Source organism: Lysinibacillus capsici, assembly GCF_003367505.1.
GTDB classification, from domain to species: Bacteria; Bacillota; Bacilli; order Bacillales_A; family Planococcaceae; genus Lysinibacillus; species Lysinibacillus capsici.
This window is the reverse complement of sequence record NZ_PXXX01000006.1, coordinates 137,865-155,888: the sequence shown is the minus strand read 5'-3', so window position 1 is coordinate 155,888 and position 18,024 is coordinate 137,865. Positions and strand designations below refer to the sequence as shown.

18 protein-coding genes and 2 other annotated features are annotated in these 18,024 nt (G+C 37.4%); of the genes, 7 read left to right on the top strand and 11 right to left on the bottom strand.

Annotated elements, in window-relative coordinates; genetic code table 11:
* Positions 1-253 precede the first annotated feature (253 nt).
* Together C7B89_RS02930 and C7B89_RS02925 are read left to right on the top strand one after the other, a co-directional pair.
* Entirely contained in the window at positions 254-1,948 is a 1,695-nt protein-coding gene (locus C7B89_RS02930) for a methyl-accepting chemotaxis protein (protein WP_115673138.1), read from the top strand.
* 262 nt (positions 1,949-2,210) lie between these two features.
* Positions 2,211-2,449: a binding site (T-box leader), on the top strand.
* Between the two features lie 91 nt (positions 2,450-2,540).
* Entirely contained in the window at positions 2,541-4,112 is a 1,572-nt protein-coding gene (locus tag C7B89_RS02925; protein ID WP_036079516.1) for a 2-isopropylmalate synthase, read from the top strand.
* A gap of 50 nt (positions 4,113-4,162) precedes the next feature.
* Here C7B89_RS02925 and metG read toward each other — a convergent pair whose 3' ends face one another.
* The 4 genes from metG to rsgA all read right to left on the bottom strand — a co-directional run bounded on the left by metG (position 4,163) and on the right by rsgA (position 8,380).
* Positions 4,163-5,797, bottom strand: a complete 1,635-nt coding sequence (gene metG, locus C7B89_RS02920; RefSeq protein ID WP_115673137.1) for a methionine--tRNA ligase — start codon at positions 5,795-5,797, stop codon at positions 4,163-4,165.
* A 57-nt stretch (positions 5,798-5,854) separates the two neighbouring features.
* Positions 5,855-6,115, bottom strand: a binding site (T-box leader).
* A gap of 88 nt (positions 6,116-6,203) precedes the next feature.
* Complete coding sequence (locus tag C7B89_RS02915; protein WP_112116794.1) at positions 6,204-6,851, bottom strand: HAD hydrolase-like protein; 648 nt, start codon at positions 6,849-6,851, stop codon at positions 6,204-6,206.
* A 15-nt stretch (positions 6,852-6,866) separates the two neighbouring features.
* Positions 6,867-7,292 carry a FosM family fosfomycin resistance protein gene (fosM, locus tag C7B89_RS02910; protein ID WP_115673136.1) on the bottom strand — a complete coding sequence of 142 codons (426 nt, stop codon included), beginning with the start codon at positions 7,290-7,292 and terminating at the stop codon, positions 6,867-6,869.
* A 17-nt stretch (positions 7,293-7,309) separates the two neighbouring features.
* A complete protein-coding gene (gene rsgA, locus C7B89_RS02905) occupies positions 7,310-8,380 on the bottom strand; it encodes a ribosome small subunit-dependent GTPase A (protein WP_115673135.1) in 1,071 nt (356 codons plus the stop codon).
* A gap of 392 nt (positions 8,381-8,772) precedes the next feature.
* Here rsgA and C7B89_RS02900 point away from each other — a divergent pair, with 392 nt between their 5' ends.
* Together C7B89_RS02900 and C7B89_RS02895 are read left to right on the top strand one after the other, a co-directional pair.
* Positions 8,773-9,855: a type III polyketide synthase gene (locus tag C7B89_RS02900; RefSeq protein WP_054549649.1), complete on the top strand. Its 1,083-nt coding sequence runs from the start codon at positions 8,773-8,775 to the stop codon at positions 9,853-9,855.
* Position 9,856: 1 nt separating this feature from the next.
* The gene (locus C7B89_RS02895; RefSeq protein ID WP_036079526.1) at positions 9,857-10,399 is read left to right on the top strand and encodes an isoprenylcysteine carboxyl methyltransferase family protein; all 543 of its coding nucleotides are present in this window, start codon (positions 9,857-9,859) and stop codon (positions 10,397-10,399) included.
* Between the two features lie 20 nt (positions 10,400-10,419).
* On the opposite strand, the gene C7B89_RS02890 is transcribed toward C7B89_RS02895, so the two are convergent.
* Positions 10,420-11,613, bottom strand: a complete 1,194-nt coding sequence (locus C7B89_RS02890; RefSeq protein WP_036079527.1) for a GTP-binding protein — start codon at positions 11,611-11,613, stop codon at positions 10,420-10,422.
* Positions 11,614-11,782: 169 nt separating this feature from the next.
* Between C7B89_RS02890 and rpmG the strand changes: the two genes are divergently transcribed.
* The gene (gene rpmG / locus C7B89_RS02885) at positions 11,783-11,932 is read left to right on the top strand and encodes a 50S ribosomal protein L33 (protein ID WP_004231780.1); all 150 of its coding nucleotides are present in this window, start codon (positions 11,783-11,785) and stop codon (positions 11,930-11,932) included.
* Positions 11,933-12,142: 210 nt separating this feature from the next.
* Here rpmG and C7B89_RS02880 read toward each other — a convergent pair whose 3' ends face one another.
* From C7B89_RS02880 to C7B89_RS02865, 4 genes are all read right to left on the bottom strand, one after another.
* Entirely contained in the window at positions 12,143-12,877 is a 735-nt protein-coding gene (locus C7B89_RS02880) for a hypothetical protein (RefSeq protein WP_115673134.1), read from the bottom strand.
* 12 nt (positions 12,878-12,889) lie between these two features.
* Positions 12,890-13,171: a hypothetical protein gene (locus C7B89_RS02875; protein ID WP_112116799.1), complete on the bottom strand. Its 282-nt coding sequence runs from the start codon at positions 13,169-13,171 to the stop codon at positions 12,890-12,892.
* Positions 13,164-13,736 carry a hypothetical protein gene (locus C7B89_RS02870; RefSeq protein WP_048394104.1) on the bottom strand — a complete coding sequence of 191 codons (573 nt, stop codon included), beginning with the start codon at positions 13,734-13,736 and terminating at the stop codon, positions 13,164-13,166. Before C7B89_RS02870 ends, C7B89_RS02875 begins: the two co-directional genes overlap by 8 nt.
* An 84-nt stretch (positions 13,737-13,820) precedes the next feature.
* Positions 13,821-14,471 (bottom strand): BMQ_0737 family morphogenetic spore coat protein, encoded by a 651-nt coding sequence (locus C7B89_RS02865; RefSeq protein WP_004231775.1) that lies wholly within the window; start codon positions 14,469-14,471, stop codon positions 13,821-13,823.
* Positions 14,472-14,706: 235 nt separating this feature from the next.
* On the opposite strand from C7B89_RS02865, the gene C7B89_RS02860 reads away from it, so the two are divergent.
* Together C7B89_RS02860 and C7B89_RS02855 are read left to right on the top strand one after the other, a co-directional pair.
* Positions 14,707-15,894, top strand: a complete 1,188-nt coding sequence (locus C7B89_RS02860) for a hypothetical protein (protein WP_066037978.1) — start codon at positions 14,707-14,709, stop codon at positions 15,892-15,894.
* Positions 15,895-16,057: 163 nt separating this feature from the next.
* Positions 16,058-16,675 carry an exosporium glycoprotein BclB-related protein gene (locus C7B89_RS02855; protein ID WP_054549653.1) on the top strand — a complete coding sequence of 206 codons (618 nt, stop codon included), beginning with the start codon at positions 16,058-16,060 and terminating at the stop codon, positions 16,673-16,675.
* A 79-nt stretch (positions 16,676-16,754) separates the two neighbouring features.
* Here the strand turns inward: C7B89_RS02855 and C7B89_RS02850 are convergent, their stop codons facing one another.
* Together C7B89_RS02850 and C7B89_RS02845 are read right to left on the bottom strand one after the other, a co-directional pair.
* Positions 16,755-17,267 carry a YfiT family bacillithiol transferase gene (locus C7B89_RS02850; protein ID WP_048394098.1) on the bottom strand — a complete coding sequence of 171 codons (513 nt, stop codon included), beginning with the start codon at positions 17,265-17,267 and terminating at the stop codon, positions 16,755-16,757.
* Positions 17,268-17,533: 266 nt separating this feature from the next.
* Entirely contained in the window at positions 17,534-18,013 is a 480-nt protein-coding gene (locus C7B89_RS02845) for a hypothetical protein (protein WP_115673133.1), read from the bottom strand.
* Positions 18,014-18,024 lie beyond the last annotated feature (11 nt).

Genomic DNA, 18,024 nt, shown 5'->3' with positions numbered 1-18,024 from the left:
TCAAAATTTATGAAAATTGACTTAATATTCAACATGCACCATTAATTATCCCTATTATTAGTAGCATTATAGCGATAAAATCTACTTTTTTTATTACTTCATATATAATTTATACCCATTTTCAAACTGCTAATTACTGTAGAAATACTCATAATACTTTGTAAAATTCATATAATCTGATATAAATGATATATATACATATTTCATTATTTTGTAACATTTCTACTAATTACTGAGAAAGGATATTTCAACTATGCGATTTACTATCTACAAGAAATTATTACTCGGTTTTTTTATAGTTATTTTGGTACTCGTTACAACAATCGGCTTAAATATAAAACAGCTTGATTCTGTAAATAAGACCTATCGTACATTATTGGAGGAACAAACTACTAAATCAATAAGTATTCAGGAATTACGGGTGATTGCAAAACAGGAAATTGTCAGCATGCGAGGCTACTTACTACTTGGTGACAAACAAAACTTTCAAAGTAATCAAGCCTCACGCGAGGAATTCAAACAAAAATCTGAAGAATTAATGGCTACTTTAGATTCAGAAAAATCAATTAAGATGCTTGAAGCTATTAATAAAAGTGAGCAAAATGTGCAAGAATTTGCAGATCGTATGTTTGAGTTAAAAGCTGCTGGAGAAACAGAGAAGTACGAAAAATTGGATAGTACTCAAGGACGCTTAATTATTAAACAATTCGATGAACGTGTTGAAAACCTTTCTAATTATCAAAATGAATATGTAGAAGGTAAAATGGCTGCTACATCCAATCAAATTCAAGACATCAAGCTCCAAATGATGCTTCTTGGAGTCTTTGCTGTTGTCATAAGTCTGATAATTGCTATGGTTGTTGGTAGTCTAATGTCTCGTCCAATTAACGGTATGGCTAAAGCTGCGAAAAAAATAGCTGAGGGTGACTTAACAGCTGAACAAATTCGTATAAAAAATCGTGATGAAGTAGGTGATCTAGCGCTTGCGTTTAATCAAATGGCTACAAATTTAAAGGATTTAATTACGAATGTGCGCCAAAACACTGTACAAGTTAGTGGCTCTGCTGCTGAGTTAACAGCTAGTGCAGAGCAAACTATACAGGCTACAGAACAAATCACTTCTTCTATTCAAGAGGTTGCTAGTGGCTCAGAGGCTCAAGGGAAAAACGCAACTGAAAGCTCAGAAGCAATGAAAAACATGACAAAGGGTATACAACAATTAGCTTCTACTACTGCGGCTGTTTCTGAACTGGCAATCGAAACAAATTCAGAGGCTAAGAAAGGGAATGATTCTTTACATCGTGTTATCTCTCAGATGACAACAATCAACACGGCTGTTTTAGAGTCAGCAAGTGTTGTTAAAAATCTAGACGGGCACTCCATTGAAATTGGCAATATCATTGGCATTATTACTGATATTGCAGAACAAACAAACTTATTAGCACTTAATGCTGCCATTGAAGCGGCTCGTGCAGGCGATCATGGACGCGGCTTTGCAGTCGTAGCAGATGAAGTGAAAAAGCTAGCAGAGCAATCAAAAAAATCCGCTGAGCAAATCGCTACCTTGATTTCTGAAATACAGCAGGATACAAACCGTGCTGTAACGGTGATGGATACTGGAACTCAAGAGGTTCAAATTGGTATGCAAGTAGTGAAGGTAGCAGAAGAAGGTTTCTCTAAGATTGTTGAGCTGATTGAGCAAGTATCCATACAAATCCAAGAAGCAACGACAGTGTCAGAGGAGATGTCCTCTAGTGCAGAGCAAATCTATGCTTCCTTTGATGAAATTGCAACTATTGCACAGATGTCCTCATCTAATTTACAAAATGTTGCTTCTGCTTCCGAAGAACAATTAGCTACTATCGAAGAAGTAGCTGCTTCAGCAGCAACACTTTCAAATATGGCAGAAGAACTTCACACGCAAGTCTCTCGTTTTAAGCTAGAATAAAAAACTGCTCGTTTTCTTTAGGTTTATAGAAAACGAGCAGTTTCTTCATACAAAGAAAAATAGCATGATTTTTCTACCTATCGTATGCTAACCCTACTCACCATTTTTTCCTAGTAAATACATTCTTCACCACTTTATTTTACACTTCACCAAATATCAAATTTTTAATAAAATAGACATTACTTAAGACAGAATTAAATAAATTTTTAGAATATTATTGACAGGCAGTTAATATCCAAGTAATATTGCTTTCAACAACACATTGCAGGCCAAGAATGGAAATAGTAAAAGTGATTGTGTACTTGTAGAGAGCCGATGGTTGGTGTAAATCGGTAGGCACACATTTTGAACTCGTCCATGAGCTACTCCCTGAACTTTTTAGTAAGGGATGTCGGTTTCCCCCGTTAACAGGATAGACAGTGATAGCTGTCGATAAGGGGACTTTTTCTATAAAGAGAAGGTCAATTAGAGTGGTACCGCGAGCATAAACTCGTCTCTATTTTTAAATAGAGACGGGTTTTTTATTTTTTTAATGACTTATTGGCCTAAGTGTAGATTTTAGATACTAATCACTAAAAAGGAGTGTTTGAAAATGGGAAGAAAAATTTGGGTGTTTGATACAACTTTACGTGATGGCGAACAGGTGCCTGGAGCAAAGCTAAATCTTTATGAAAAAGTAGAGATCGCTCAGCAGCTGAAAAAATTAGGTGTCGATATTATTGAGGCTGGATTCCCCGCTTCCTCTCAAGGTGATTTTGATGCCGTCAAAGCTGTAGCTGAAAAGGTTGGCAATACAAACGACATTATGATTACAGCATTAGCACGTGCTGTAAAGGCTGACATTGATGCTGTCTATAATGCTGTGAAGTATGCTCAAAACCCGATGATTCACATGGTACTAGGAACCTCTGATATTCATGTGGAGAAAAAATTCAGCAAGTCAAAAGATCAAATTTTACAAATAGGCGTGGATGCTGTGAAATACGCTAAAACATTATTGCCGCAAGTTCAATATTCCACAGAGGATGCCTCTCGTTCTGACTTTGAATATCTTTGGAAAACAATTGAAGCTGTTATGAGAGCTGGCGCAACGATGATTAACGTTCCTGATACGGTTGGCTTTGCAGAGCCAGAGGAATTTGGAGAAATGATTTTTAAATTAAATGACCGTATGAAAAATTTAGATGATAGCGTTCTTTTAAGCGTTCATTGTCACAATGATCTTGGCATGGCAACGGCTAATACGCTAGCTGCAATTAAAAATGGTGCAGATAAGGTAGAGTGTACAATCAATGGTATCGGTGAACGCGCAGGTAATGCTGCATTAGAAGAAGTTGTCATGGCACTTAAAACTCGTAGCTCCGTCTACAATGCAGAAACACGTATTAATACAAAAGAAATTATGAATACTTCACGTCTTGTTTCTAGCTTTATGGGCTTAGATGTACAGGTCAATAAAGCCATTACAGGAGATAATGCATTTGCCCATTCTTCTGGTATTCATCAAGATGGTTTGTTAAAATCGCGTGATGCTTATGAAATCGTCCATCCTGAGGATGTAGGTCTTGATGATATGGAGCTAGTACTAACAGCTCGATCTGGTCGCCATGCAGTGAAAAATGCTCTTGAAAAATTAGGTTTTACTAATCTTTCAACAGAGGAATTTGAAGGTATTTTCGAAGGATTCTTAAAGCTAGCCGATGCGAAGAAAGAAGTATATGATCACGATTTATATGTTATTGTTGAAAGCTATTATGAAAAACATGATGCCAATAATAAAAATGCTACACATTATAGTGAGCAATTCTTTGATTTTGATGATCTACAAGTCGTCAGCAATACAAGCTTCCCTTCAGCAAGTGTTAAGGTTCGAAAAGGCGGCGAAGTATTTAAAGCTAGTGCAGTAGGCTCTGGTCCAATTGATGCCCTCTATTCAGCCATTGCAGAAATTACAAATATGGATGTAAAACTAGTGGAATATAATATCAATAGTGTTTCACGAGGCAAAGAGGCTTTAGGTAAAGTAAAAATTACGATTGAGCATGAAGGCGAAAAGTATATTGCAAAAGCAGCAGATACAGATATTCTTAAGGCAAGTGCATTAGCCTATATTAATGCGATTAATAGCATTGTAGTGACAAAATTAACACCTGTTATGAATTAAATGAAAATAGCAAAGCAGTATGGCTCTTGCGCCATACTGCTTTTTCAATCCTAGTGACTATCCCTAACTAGTTTTTGATATTCCTCATCGATTCGTTCGATATCAAGACGTTCAAATAATGGTGTCACCTCTCGAATGACTTTAGGGAGATCTACCTGCTCATGCCACATCATTTCATTTATACCTAACATATTTCTTACTTTCTTTGCTGAAAACGGTAAGAAAGGATGCAGCAGCTGTCCTAAATTCGCAATGATATAGACGCAAGTTGCTAATGTACGATTACCTGCCTCTACGTTTTCTTTTACCTGTAGCCATGGCTGTTGTTCATCAAAATAACGATTAGCACCGCGAATATACTCAAAAATGGATTCTAACGCCTGCTTGAAATGACCACCTTCGATAAGAACACCCGCTTCATTAAACAATTGTACGGTTTGTTTTCGAATGTCGCTATCCACCTCCGCTTGTGGCACCTGACAAGCAAATGATTTCTCAATAAACTTCAATGTACGGTTTACAAAATTGCCATAGGCTCCGAGTAGTTCGCCATTATGGCTATAAATAAATTCCCGCCATGAAAAATCAGTATCACGATTTTCTGGCGCATTCATCGTTAAGAAATAACGAATAGAGTCCGCATCATAACGGCTTAAAATATAAGGAACCCATACAGCCCAATTCTGACTAGTAGATAATTTGCGTTTTTCTAATGTTAAATACTCATTAGATACGATATGGGTAGGTAATGCCTTGGATCCAATTCCCATTAAAATGGCTGGCCAAATAACTGTATGGAATGGAATATTATCCTTCCCATGTACATAGTATGAAATGGTCTCTTCATTCCATAAATCTTCAATAGCTATTTGATATTCTTTTGCCCATTCCAAGCTTGCTGTTAAGTACCCTGCTACAGCTTCGATCCATACATATATTTTTTTCCCTTCAAAACCTGGCACTGGAACATCTATGCCATTCGGTAAATCTCTTGTTACCGCTCGGTCAGGAACTCCCTCTGCCAAGTATCGCTCCGTTAACCCTAAAGCATTGTCACGCCAACGTTTCTCGGCTTTCGCTTGTACTAAATAAGACTCCAACCTTCCTTGAAATTGACTAAAGGTAAAATAAAAGTGCTCAGTTTCCCGAATAACAGGTTCGTTCCCACATATTTTGCAGCGCTTATCAATTAAATCCAATGGGTCTAAAATTTCTGAGCAGTTATCACATTGATCTCCCCTTGCTTTCGCTCCACAATTTGGACAGAGCCCCTCGACAAATCGATCTGGTAGAAATTGTTTATCCGTCTCACAGTAAGCCTGTTCAATTTTCTTCTTGTATAAGAAATTATTAGCCAGTAGCTGTAAGAAAAGGGCCTTAACGGATTCATGGTGGTGCTCCGCATCCGTTCTTGTGTACAAATCATAGGTAAATCCTAAATCATGAAAGCATCTAGTAAACTCCTCATGATAGTGATTAGCTATAGCTTCTGTCGTTGTATTTTCTTGGGCGGCACGAATAGAAATGGGTGTACCATTACAATCACTGCCTGATACATATAAAACCTGCTCACCTTTTTGTCGGTAATATCTAGCCAAAATATCACCTGGTAATAATGCGGCAACATGCCCTAAATGCAAAGAGCCATTTGCATACGGCCAAGCGCCTCCAATAACAATTGTCATTCTAAATTGCTCCCCTCACAGAAAAAATAGTAAAAAAAAATCGCCCTAATCAAATCTGATTAGGACGAGTATACCCGTGTTACCACCTATATTTACAAATAGCTCACGCTATTTGCCTCTATCAGTACGTCTTCACTCAAAAAAGAGATACTGCTGCTGTTGTAACGAGTGCCCATCTCGTCGTAATCTACTGGCTAAAAAGCTTTCGGTACGAAGCTCAAAGGTCATTTTCAAAAGGGTTCATTTACCTCATTTCCACCAACAGAGGCTCTCTATAAAATGCTAATCCAATTTACTTTTCCTTCTCAATGCTTTTTCTATAGGATTGGCATTATTTTACGCCTTCTTGTGAGGAAATGCAATGTTTGTCGCTAAATCATCCCTTTTTTTGATACACTTTCTTAAGTTAATCTAATGTAACCTTTAGCAAATCAGTTAAATCATCAATTACTATATCTGCTTTTTCTAACTCCTTATCTTGTGCAAAGTCAAAGCGAACACCTATTGATAGTAATTGATTGTCCTGTGCAGCTTGGATATCCGAAGAACGATCTCCTACCACTGCTCCATAATCAATTTTATTTTCATCTACAACTCTTTTGACCAGATCCGATTTATGCCCACTTGCAATTGCTTGAATGCTATAGATTCCCTTTATAAAACGCTCCAACTGATAGGTTTCGACGATTGCTTGTAAATAGTCAACCTGTCCATTACTCGCTATGTATAACGGATAATTCTCTGACAATGTTGCAAGGGTTTGTTCAGCGTTTGGATACAAAGCACCTTTATGTCCACGTATTTGCTCAATCAGCTTTACATGGAATAATACATTGCTCTCTTCTCGTATCTCTAAAGCATGCATAGGACATAATGTTTCCCACACAACAGGTAAAGGAACCCCCATTATTTCTCTATATTTTTCTATAGGTGTTTCTCCCTGCCACAAGCCGTTTGTCCGCAGCACATCAAATGTTGCGTCGAGCGCAGGCTCTAAAATAAGATTGGTTTGAAATAATGTTCCGTCCATATCAAAAATAAACGCTTTATTCATAAAATCTCTCCTTAATTAGTTATCAAAAAACACCATATGCTGCTTTTCTTGCTTATAATAATCCAAACGATCTTGCAAAGTTCCTGTATGAAATTCAAATTTATGACCATCAGGATCTGTAAAGTAAATCGATTTTTTATCCTTTTCATCTCTTGGCCGACCTGCTAAAATATTGACCTTTAGCTGAACCAATCTGTCATACATCTTATCAAAGTCATCCTCAGCGATTGTGAAAGCAATGTGTGTATAGGAATGATGGATGTCATTACGGGGTATATCCTTTTCTACATTCAGAGCTAGCCACAGCCCATTTACATCAAAATAGGCTGTGCTGTTCCCCTTTACTAGCAACTTGGCATCAAATACTCTTTCATAAAAAGTGATGGATTCCTCTAAATTAGAAACTGAAAACAATAAATGATTGATGTTTTGAATTGTCATGGTTGTGCTCCTATTGATTATTTCTTCCCCTTTTTCATTCCCTTGGCTATTTGCTTCCACTTGCGCTGCTCCTCAAGTTTTGCTTGCGTATTTGTTTTGTGCTCCATATAAGCCAATTCTCTTTGCAGCTTAAAATAGCTTTGTAGACGATATTGGTCCAAGTCCCCATCTACTATAGCTTGCTGGACAGCACAATAAGGCTCTTTTTGATGTGTACAATCACGATAACGACAAGCTGTTGCTAGTTCCTCAATATCTTGAAAGCTAGAAGCTAAACTATCCCCTTGATCCCACAATTGAAGCTCACGCATCCCTGGCGTATCAATTAGACAGCCACCAGCAGGCAATACTACTAGCTCTCGATGGGTTGTTGTATGTCGTCCCTTGGCATCATCCTCACGTATACCCGCTACTTTCATCAGTATCTCACCACATAAAGCATTTGTTAATGTGGATTTCCCTGCTCCAGAAGACCCCAATAGTGCCCCCGTGACCCCCTCTGTGAATAGCGTCTGAATTTCCTTTAGACCTTCGCCCGATAGAGCACTCGTTACAAAGATATCCACACCAAAGGCTACAGACTCCACTTCTTGTACTAAGCTCGAAACATCTTCGCATAAATCAGCTTTTGTCAGGACAATAATGGGCTTTGCCCCTGAATCCCAAGCAGCCACTAAATATCTCTCCAAACGTCGAATATTAAAATCTGCGTTCAAGCTCATAACAAGTAACACAATATCGACATTTGATGCGACAATCTGTTCTTGAATTTCCGTTCCTGCAACTTTACGTGAAAATACAGATTTTCGTTGGAATAGCTGATGAATAATTGCTCGTTCCTCTCCGGGCATTTTCTCCACTAGCACCCAATCACCAACTGCTGGATAGTCCTCCCTCGCTAAAGATGTATACGCATAATGACCAGCAATTGTCGCAAGCCATTCTCCCTCTTCAGCTAACACCCGATAAGAATGCTTATGCTCTAAAGTAACCCTTGCAGGCACACAATTTTTTAATTTAGCCTGTTTTTTCATTTCTATCATTTGCTCTTCAAAATATGTTGTAAAACCTAATGTTGTTAAATTCAATTTATTTTCCTCCTAAACGTATGATGCCTCAGCGAAAATAGTTGTCATCCGCAAGAGGCCCTATCGCAATTCACCTTTTGGAACTACAATAAAAAACCTTGTAGCTGCAATTCGGCAGTTACAAGGTTTCACAGGCACGTTTAAAAGATACACAAATACCCCGAGTTATGGCACGGCGTCACTTTGTATATTTTAGGCGTGTGAAATTGAACAAACCGAATTGCAGTTCGCTAATTACAGATCTATTCATCATGTCACATCACCTACTTTCCATTTAGTTGTTATCAATATAGCTAAATTTTCAGAAATTGTCAATTACAATATTATAAGCATTTATTCCAATCATCCACGCATACAATGAACAAAACCATTAAATGCGAGGAGATGTTGGATTGCCTAAAATCATTTCAATTAGCACATATCAACCACCTTACACATTACAGCAAGATAACGCAGAGGAACTAACGAAAGAGCTTTTTTATGCAAAAATTCCAAAACTAGAGCGCTACTTAAAGGTTTTTGAAAATGGTGGCATCAACACACGCCATTTTTGTGTGCCAGCTGAATGGCATCGTACGAATCACTCCTTTGAAGAACGTAATAATTTATATATTGAGTTAGCTACACAATACAGTGTAAGTGTCATTCAAGCATGTTTAGCTAATACAGCTTTTTTATCCTCACCTATTCCTACTGAGGACATCGATGCCATCATTTTTGTTAGCAGTACAGGAATTTCAACACCTAGCATTGACGCACGTGTTATGAACAAGCTTCCCTTTTCAGATCGACTTAAACGCATTCCTCTATGGGGTCTTGGTTGTGCAGGAGGAGCCGCTGGTATAAGCAGAGCCTATGATTTTTGTAAAGCCCATCCACATGCAAAGGTACTTGTCGTTTGTGTCGAGTTATGTAGCCTCACTTTTCAGCCAAATGATTTTTCTAAAAGTAATTTAATTGGTGCTTCTCTTTTTGCCGATGGTGCAGCATGCATACTTGTTTGTGGGGATGAAGTAGCTATCGCAACAAAAAGGCCAACCCCTAATATTCTAGCTACAGGTTCTAAATGGATGCCAGATTCGGAAAATGTAATGGGTTGGGATGTGAAAAACAACGGGCTTCATGTCGTTTTCCAAAAAAGTATTCCTTCTATTATTACCAATTGGCTCGGACCTTTCATTGAGCAATTTTTAATGGAACAAGGACTGTATAGCGAACAATTGACTCATTTTATTGCGCATCCTGGAGGAAAAAAGGTATTAAAAGCTTACGAAGATACACTTTATCTATCTCCCCAAAAAACCGACATTTCTCGGGAAATATTGAGACGACATGGTAATATGTCATCACCGACAGTGCTATACGTATTAGAGCAGTTTATGTTAAATGAAGGACAAGTGGAGGATACAGGCTTGCTCGTAGCTCTTGGCCCTGGTTTTTGTGCAGAAGCTGTATTATTAAACTGGAGGGAGTAACATGATCTTCTATTTTATTTTTATCCTTGTCGTTCTACAAAGATTGACAGAAGTTGTCATTGCCAAGCGCAATGAGAAATGGATGCTTTCACAAGGAGCCTATGAAGTAGGTGCTTCACACTACCCCTATATGGTAGCCATGCATATTAGCTTTTTTCTGTTTTTAATAGTGGAAATCGTCACAAACAATAATGGTATCTCGCCCTTATTTCCGTTATTTTTTATATTATTTTTAGCAGTGCAGGCTTTGCGGATCTGGTGTATTCGCTCTTTAGGCACTTTTTGGAATACAAAAATCCTCATTTTACCTGACGCACAAGTTGTTCGTAAAGGGCCATATGAATATATGCGCCACCCCAATTATGCGGTAGTTTGTTTAGAAATCCTTTTGCTACCACTCATGTTTCAGGCTTACTTTACAGCATTTTGTTTTACATTACTCAATATTACAATGCTTTCTGTCCGAATACCTATAGAAGAAAAAGCATTACGAGATGCTACTAATTATAATCGTGTATTTCAAAAGAAGATTTCGGAGTCTTAGCCGAAATCTTCTTTTCTTCTTTATTGCCATTCCCAGTTAAAGGGATCTTGTAGACGTTCCCAAGGGTTCTGAAACTCTTCATTTGTTAACAGACAGTTGTCCAACTGTTTAGTGATGTCTTCTCGATCTAGATCAATGCCAATAATCACAAGTTGTGTCATTCGATCTCCGAACTCTTCATCCCAATCTTCCAATACTTCAGGGCTTTGCTGGAATACATCCTGCTGCTGGGCTTGAGAAAGTGCCGCTACCCAATAAGAGACTGGTTCAATTTTTGCAGATGACCCCGCTTGCGATAATAATAGCGCAACTTCCTGATGTCTTGCACTCCAAATAATACCCTTCGCTCGTACTATTGAATCTGGCATGTGATCACACCACTCAACAAAGCGCATCGGATGAAACGGTCTTTTGCGTTTATAGGTAAAAGAAGAGATCCCGTACTCCTCAGTCTCTGGTGTATGGTTTTCATGACCAAGCTCCAACTCCTTTAACCAACCAGCCGATTCAGAGACACGTTCAAAGTCAAAGCGCCCCGTATTTAAAATTTCAACTGGATCAATAACACCATTTGTTGTACGTATAAGTTTTGCCTCAGGCTGTAATGCACGTAAAATACGTTCTAATCGCTCAAGCTCCTCTGCGGATACTAAATCGCACTTATTTAAAATAAGGACATCACAAAATTCAATTTGATCAATAAGAAGGTCTGCAACATCACGCTCATCTAATTCACCAACAGCTTCCTTCCGCTCCAATAAGCTTTCCCCAGACTGAAAATCATGCCAAAAACGATGGGCATCTACGACAGTAACCATTGTATCTAATCGACAAAACTTCGTTAAATCAATGCCAAGCTCCTCGTCTAAATAACTAAATGTTTGTGCAACTGGAATCGGCTCACTAATCCCTGTCGATTCAATCAAAATGTAATCAATATTGCCTAGCTTCGAAAGACGTTCCACCTCCTGCAATAGATCCTCTCGTAATGTACAGCAAATACAACCATTCGATAGCTCCACAAATTTCTCTTCTGTACGTGATATACCGCTACCATTTGCGATAAGCTCCGCATCAATATTAATTTCACTCATATCATTCACAATAACAGCGACACGTAAATCCTTTTTGTTTTGCAATACATGATTCATCATTGTTGTCTTACCAGAACCTAAATATCCACTCAATACTGTAACAGGAATTTTCTTTGTCATTCTTACAACTCCTCAAATCGTAATCATTACTATTTACAATTTGTAATTAAATCATATTACTTTGGAAAATGCAAAGCTTTTTATTACTAGTGAAATTAAACTTGACAATATCCAGTGAGAAATATATTGTTTAAATCGTAATAATTACTATTTAAAAGGAGGTCCTTCAATGCGTGTACAAGTAACACTAGCCTGTACTGAAACAGGTGATAAAAACTATATTACTACTAAAAATAAACGCAATAATCCCGAAAGATTGGAGCTTAAAAAGTACTCCCCACGTCTGAAGCGTGTAACCCTGCATAGAGAAACAAAATAATATTGGAATGGGGGTCATGATGAGTTCCTCATGAGCGGGTCTGACCTGTTTTAGAGTGGTGTCTTCTACTTTGTGAGCGGGGTTAACCTGCTTTGGAGCGCCTTCCTCTTCTTTGTGAGCGGTTGAACCTTCTTATAAGCTTTTTATGCAAATCAAAAAATGACTGTTTCAAAGGCATATCTTTGAAACAGTCATGATGAAATTTTATAGCTAAAGCTGCTCACTATTGATTTCTAACGCTAGTTCATTCAATTTCTCATCTAATTCATCGAGCATGCGTAATCTAAAATCTATTTGTTCGTCAATATTAACTCCTTGTTTCATTGATGTGCTACCATCCTTAGATTGTTTCTTTAATGCAACGATTTCATTGGATAATCTCTCAATATCTAGATTTTTCGTCTCTAACTCACTTAGTAAATGTCGATGAAGGTTGTCTGATTCTACTTTCTCTCTATGGTATTTTTCTAGTGTCTCTAAAATATTCTCCATTTGTTTACTTGCTATGGTTGTATAGTCACTTAACTTTTTATCTATGCCTTCCACAATAGACCTTTCATTTGAATCGATCGAAGCCTCCTTTGATGCTTGAAATTTGTCCATCAATGACTTTTTTTCAGCCCGCAATTCTGCCAATTCCTTTAATAATGCCTCAATGGATGCAATTTGCTTTTTTCTTTGCGCTTCTCTCTTCTGAATTTCTTCATCGTAAGCTTGCAATTCTTTATCAAAGTCTCTTTTCAACTTTAGGAGTTCCATTGAAAGTTCTTTTTTATGCCTTGTTAATTGAACATTTTCTCGTTCAAGTCGAAGAACCAAAGCATAATAATCACTATCTCTAAGTCTTTTTACTTCATTTTTGTACTTGGCTAACTCGGCCCTTAAAAAAATAATCATTTGTTGGAGCTGTATTGGATCATTGTTTTTCACAATATCATTGTCCATCATCACACCCCCCTAGCCTGAATATCTTTTTAGTAAATCGACCACCTCTTCAAGCTGCTCTCTACTTTCCTCTAGTAAATCATCCAGCTGCTTCATCCATTTTTCTTCTAACTTTGAATTCTCTATTTGTTCAACATGACTCTTTTCGCCTGAAACAAGATAAGCCATTAATAGCTGTAATGTACTTTTTTCAAGAAAGGCAAAGCTATTATCTTGTTCATTACGACGACTTAGCTGTTCCTTTACTAATTGTTGAATTACACTACCGAACTCTTGTTTTTCGTTGTCACCCATTGTCTTCCTCCTGTGTTTGGCCCATTCCATTTAGATTAATTGGATTTAAAACAACAACACCTTCTGTGAGCTGATCGCAATATGTAAAACCCATAATCGTGCCTGAATATGATAAATTATGGGACCATTTTATTTGAAAATTGGTAAATGAAATGGTTTCATTCGGTTCGATTGTTGATTTACCAACTGGTCTCAGCCAATACTCCTCTTTGCTTGATTTGTCATTAAAACGCTCCCACTGACTCTGCCCCTGAGTTTTAAAATTCGGAGTGAAATTTTCATGAACATATCTCCCTGAAAAGTAAAACGGTGACTCCTTGGGTATTGTTATACACAAAGATGGGTTCGTGACGGCTGCACTACCAATATTACGAATATGATAGGAGCCTAAACATAAACTCTCTTGCTCAGGATCATAAGAAATATTAAGTGCAGTTGTAAAATAACTAATGAGGTTAATCCTATTCGGAATTGCTAATTCCTCAACCAACCTTTTAATATCATGAACATAGGCATTTGTTTGTTCTTTTAGTGCCTGTATCTTGTCTTCAATACGATCTGCCACTTTAAACCTCCTTGTTATTTCCATTAAAAAAAGAGAGGATTACCCTCTCTTCATAGTATGACTTTCTTCTTTTTGTTATCACAATTAACCAACAGTTGGGAAAATAACTGGGCATTGTTGTGGACGAACCGCAGTTGGACATGAGAATGGTAAGTCTGCTCTTGGTTCGCAGAAAGTTGCTAAAAATTCCACAGTAACTGGGAATGTAGATTGAATACTTTGACAAACAGCAACAGTAATTGTCAACGCAGAGAACGTGATTGTACCTGCTGCAGCACCTGTTCCAACACTAAGTGTTCCAGTTGTACAAACGAAGCAATCTAAATCTGTGTATAAAATTTCAACGTCTGTTCCCTTAGGTGCACATAATGTCACTTGCTCACAGCGAGAAACTGGAATATTATTGCTTGTGAAAACAGTACCATTAGGTAAAGTAACGACAATTGTTAGAATGAAGTTCTTTTGAACATTTAGATGTTGCAGACAAACAGTTGATCCATCAATAGAGAATTGGCGATTCTCACGGTTCAGAATCACAATTGGATTTGTAGTTGCTGGAATTACTCGACAAGTAACAATAGCACCTGTTAAGTCAGTAGTTGCTGTAACACCTGGGAATGTAATTGGTCCAGTAGGTGAAATATCAAACGACATTTCTTTTACAATCCAGTCGTATACCTTATCAACATTTATACAGATTAGTTCCTGCGCCTGGGATGGCATATGCTCTTGCATCCTTTTGACACCTCCATAAAATTTTTATCTTTCGTTTGTAGCATATGTTTTTCAGCTATAAGTGCATGGGCTAACAAATAGTTACATTGGATATTTATTAAAATCAATCAAGATTTGTTTTCATACTCCTCCCTCATTAACGAGACGAATCAAAATGTTGAAAGAACCGTTATATTTGTAACAGAAAGTCAATATTTTTAATAAACTAATAATGGACTGAAAGGGGTGAACTACAATGGAAGAGTCAAAATTGTATACCACTCAAGAAATTGAAAATTTAAAGGAAAAAATTGAATCTTATAGAGAATCGTTAACCTCGTTAAAAATGGGGAAGTCAATTGAAGATTTCCTTTATATGAAGCAGGAGTTTGATGGACTAAAAACACAGATGGCCCATTTAGAAGGGATTACAGAGACATTGGATACTAAACAAAATTCATATATAAAAGGATACGACGATCAAATTAGGGTTCTTTCAACACAGCTTGAGTCTTTGAATCAAACCATTGAAGGAATGAACCAAGAGATTTTATCAATTTTAAATAAACTGTTACCAGTTAAAGGAAATGATGCAAAAACCATAATGCCCTCCATTGACATGCCTGCTCAAACCTATTCTAATCTTTTACCTAGACAACCTAGAATGACACAGACAGCAGATCAAACTACAATTACATCAGCACAACCTTCTTATAGACTACTACAAAGTGTGGCAGGTAAAGCCAAAAACCACCAACCAAATGTAAATATCGGGGGTCCCTCTCCTCAGAATGGTCTACCGGAAACTAAACCTGAAGAACGGCATTTTAATCAGCAATATTTCCAATCAATCAATACGCACCCCAGCCAAATATACAATGGTTTATACAGAAACACGACAGTTGAATCCACCTTCCATTTTAAAAATGCCATGGATGCAAAGGAAGTTCCAGTAAGTGTATATGATCCATCTGCCGTACAGCCTGCTTCAAGAGAAGAAAACATCGAGAATGATACTTTACAATCTTCTATAGTTAATGAATCAGATAGCACTAAAACTGAAACATTAAATAATCCTATGGAGGCTGTGAAAATTGAGAATGAACATAACAATCTTGAGAATCCCATTGTAACGAATGAATCGATAGAACAAGTTATCTTGGAGCAACTTAGCGAACCTGTTAGTCAAGACATTGAAGCAATAGCTAGTGAGCCTCTCAACCAAATCATTGCAGAAACAGTAGCAGAACCTTCAGCTATAGATCATTCTCCTTCATTGGAAACAGAAGAATATGTTGAAGTGTATCATGCTGATGCAACCTATGAGGTTCATCTGTCCTTTGAAGAAGAGATCATGCAACTTGAATCTGTAAACAAGCCGATTGAGGAAGACCATAAAAAGGGAAAAAACTCATTTTTCGATTTCTTTAAAAGATGGAGTTAACATTATCTTAAACATCCACTATGTCAAAACATACATAGTGGATGTCTTTATGTGTCAAATAAAAGCAGTCATTAAGAAATCATTGAATTTATAGGTGAAATAGATAATTGCCCTTAACCCCTAATCTGAAATGAATAGAATAATGAAGAAAGGGGGTGTAAAAATGTGTTTGAATAACTCAATGTGTGGCTGTTCAGGTAACGGTCATGGTAACGGGGAGTGTACTGCACTGGGACCTTTTGTTGCAATTGACGCTGCATGTATTACTCCACCAGTAGCTACTGGTTCTATTATCCCATTCTCATCAGGAATAACTCCTGTTGCTTTAGTGTCTCTTGCTACTGGTTTAGTTGGTACTGTAAGTCTTGTTGGATTTGGTACATCTGTTCCAGGAGTTGCTCTTGCTGGCGTTAATATCGATTTAACATCTAGTCTTGCTACTGAAGCATTTACGGTTCCACGTCCAGGTACAATTACATCTATTTCTGCTACAATCTCAGCAACTGCTGCTTTAACTCTAACTGGAACAGCGACTGTCAGAGCACAGATTTACCGCGCAGTTCAAGGAAGCAATGTATTCAGCCCTACTGCAGCATTTGTTGATTTATTACCAGCTTTACCACTAATAGCATTAGCAGTAGGTACGATTGCAAGTGGTAATGCAAACGTTTCAGTACCTGTAAGTACTGGTGATCGTTTACTAATGGTATTCTCTATGACTACTACAGGAGTTGCTGCTACACTTGCTGGTAACGCAAGTGCTGGTATTACTATCGTATAAAATAAACTTAAATAAAAAATGAAAACAAGTGATTTCCTTATTAGCAGAAATCACTTGTTTTTTCATAAAACATCCATATTTATTTAACCAAAGCATTCTGAATATGTGCCAAATGATGCTTACCATGCCATGCATAAAGGCCAATTGCATGCTCAAGAGTCGTCAGGCCTGAATCAGGATGATTAAAGGCTCTTTGTAATTGTTCATCCGATAAGCTTGACAGTAAATAAACCCAACGTTCATGTAAGCTTTCAATTAAATTAAAAGAAATTGCTACTGGCATTTCAGAATCTGGTAGCTGTGCCCATTCTGCCTCATTGTATGGCTTAATGGTTGGTACATCCTCTGTTAAAGCTAGCTTAAAACGAATATAGCTATTCATATGACTATCAGCAATATGATGGACTAGCTGTGTCACTGTCCAGCCATTTTCACGATAAGATTTTACTAAGTCTTGCTCGCTTGCACCACTTAATGCCTCTGCAAGTTGTTTTGGTAACAAACGAATTTCATTAATCCACTCTAGTACTTGCTGTGAATTCATTTCTTTGGGAAATTGGAATTGTCCAATGGGATAACGTAAATCTTTCATACTGCTGACCTCCATTTTATTTTTTATATTACCAATTTAATATTTTTCTTGCTACAACCATGCACTGTAATTATCTATGTTCAATAGCTTTTCGCATTTAAATTTCTGAATGGCGTCTTCAGCATCTTGTGCATTTCAGAAATATGAAAGCAATACACAATGCAAGCTTACATGCGCACACCATACACCTCCTTTCCCAATACATATACAAACATCAAAAACCCTTATTTTATAAGTATAAATAATTACAAAATAAGGGTTTACTATTATTCCTGGATATCGTATATCAACGTATCAAAGTATTTTTCATTTGTATACAGTAGAATAGCCCATTCACCAGGCTTAGGAACTTTCACATGAGAAGGTGTATGAGCATCTGCTCCATTAACAGGTCCTCCGAGTCCTATGCTCCAACCATTCACTAAAATCGGTTGTATGACTTTAGAGTCTCTATGGTATCCAATAACCGTTAATTCTGTATCTCGTACTTCATCTATTCCCCATAGATGCCACATCCATTTTTGTGTGCTTAAACTTGGCATATCTGCACCAATGACACCCGACTTATCAGCATTACCAATAATGCCTCTATCACCAAATTCCACTGCCTTTTGATTCCAATCAACTGATGCAATATCACTTTCTTGCACAAAATCAGGTAGATCCTCTGGCATTGTAACATTTGCTTTGTCTGTACAACCCACTAAAAATAATAGCAATATACATCCAAATACAACTCGTTTCATAACATCCCCCC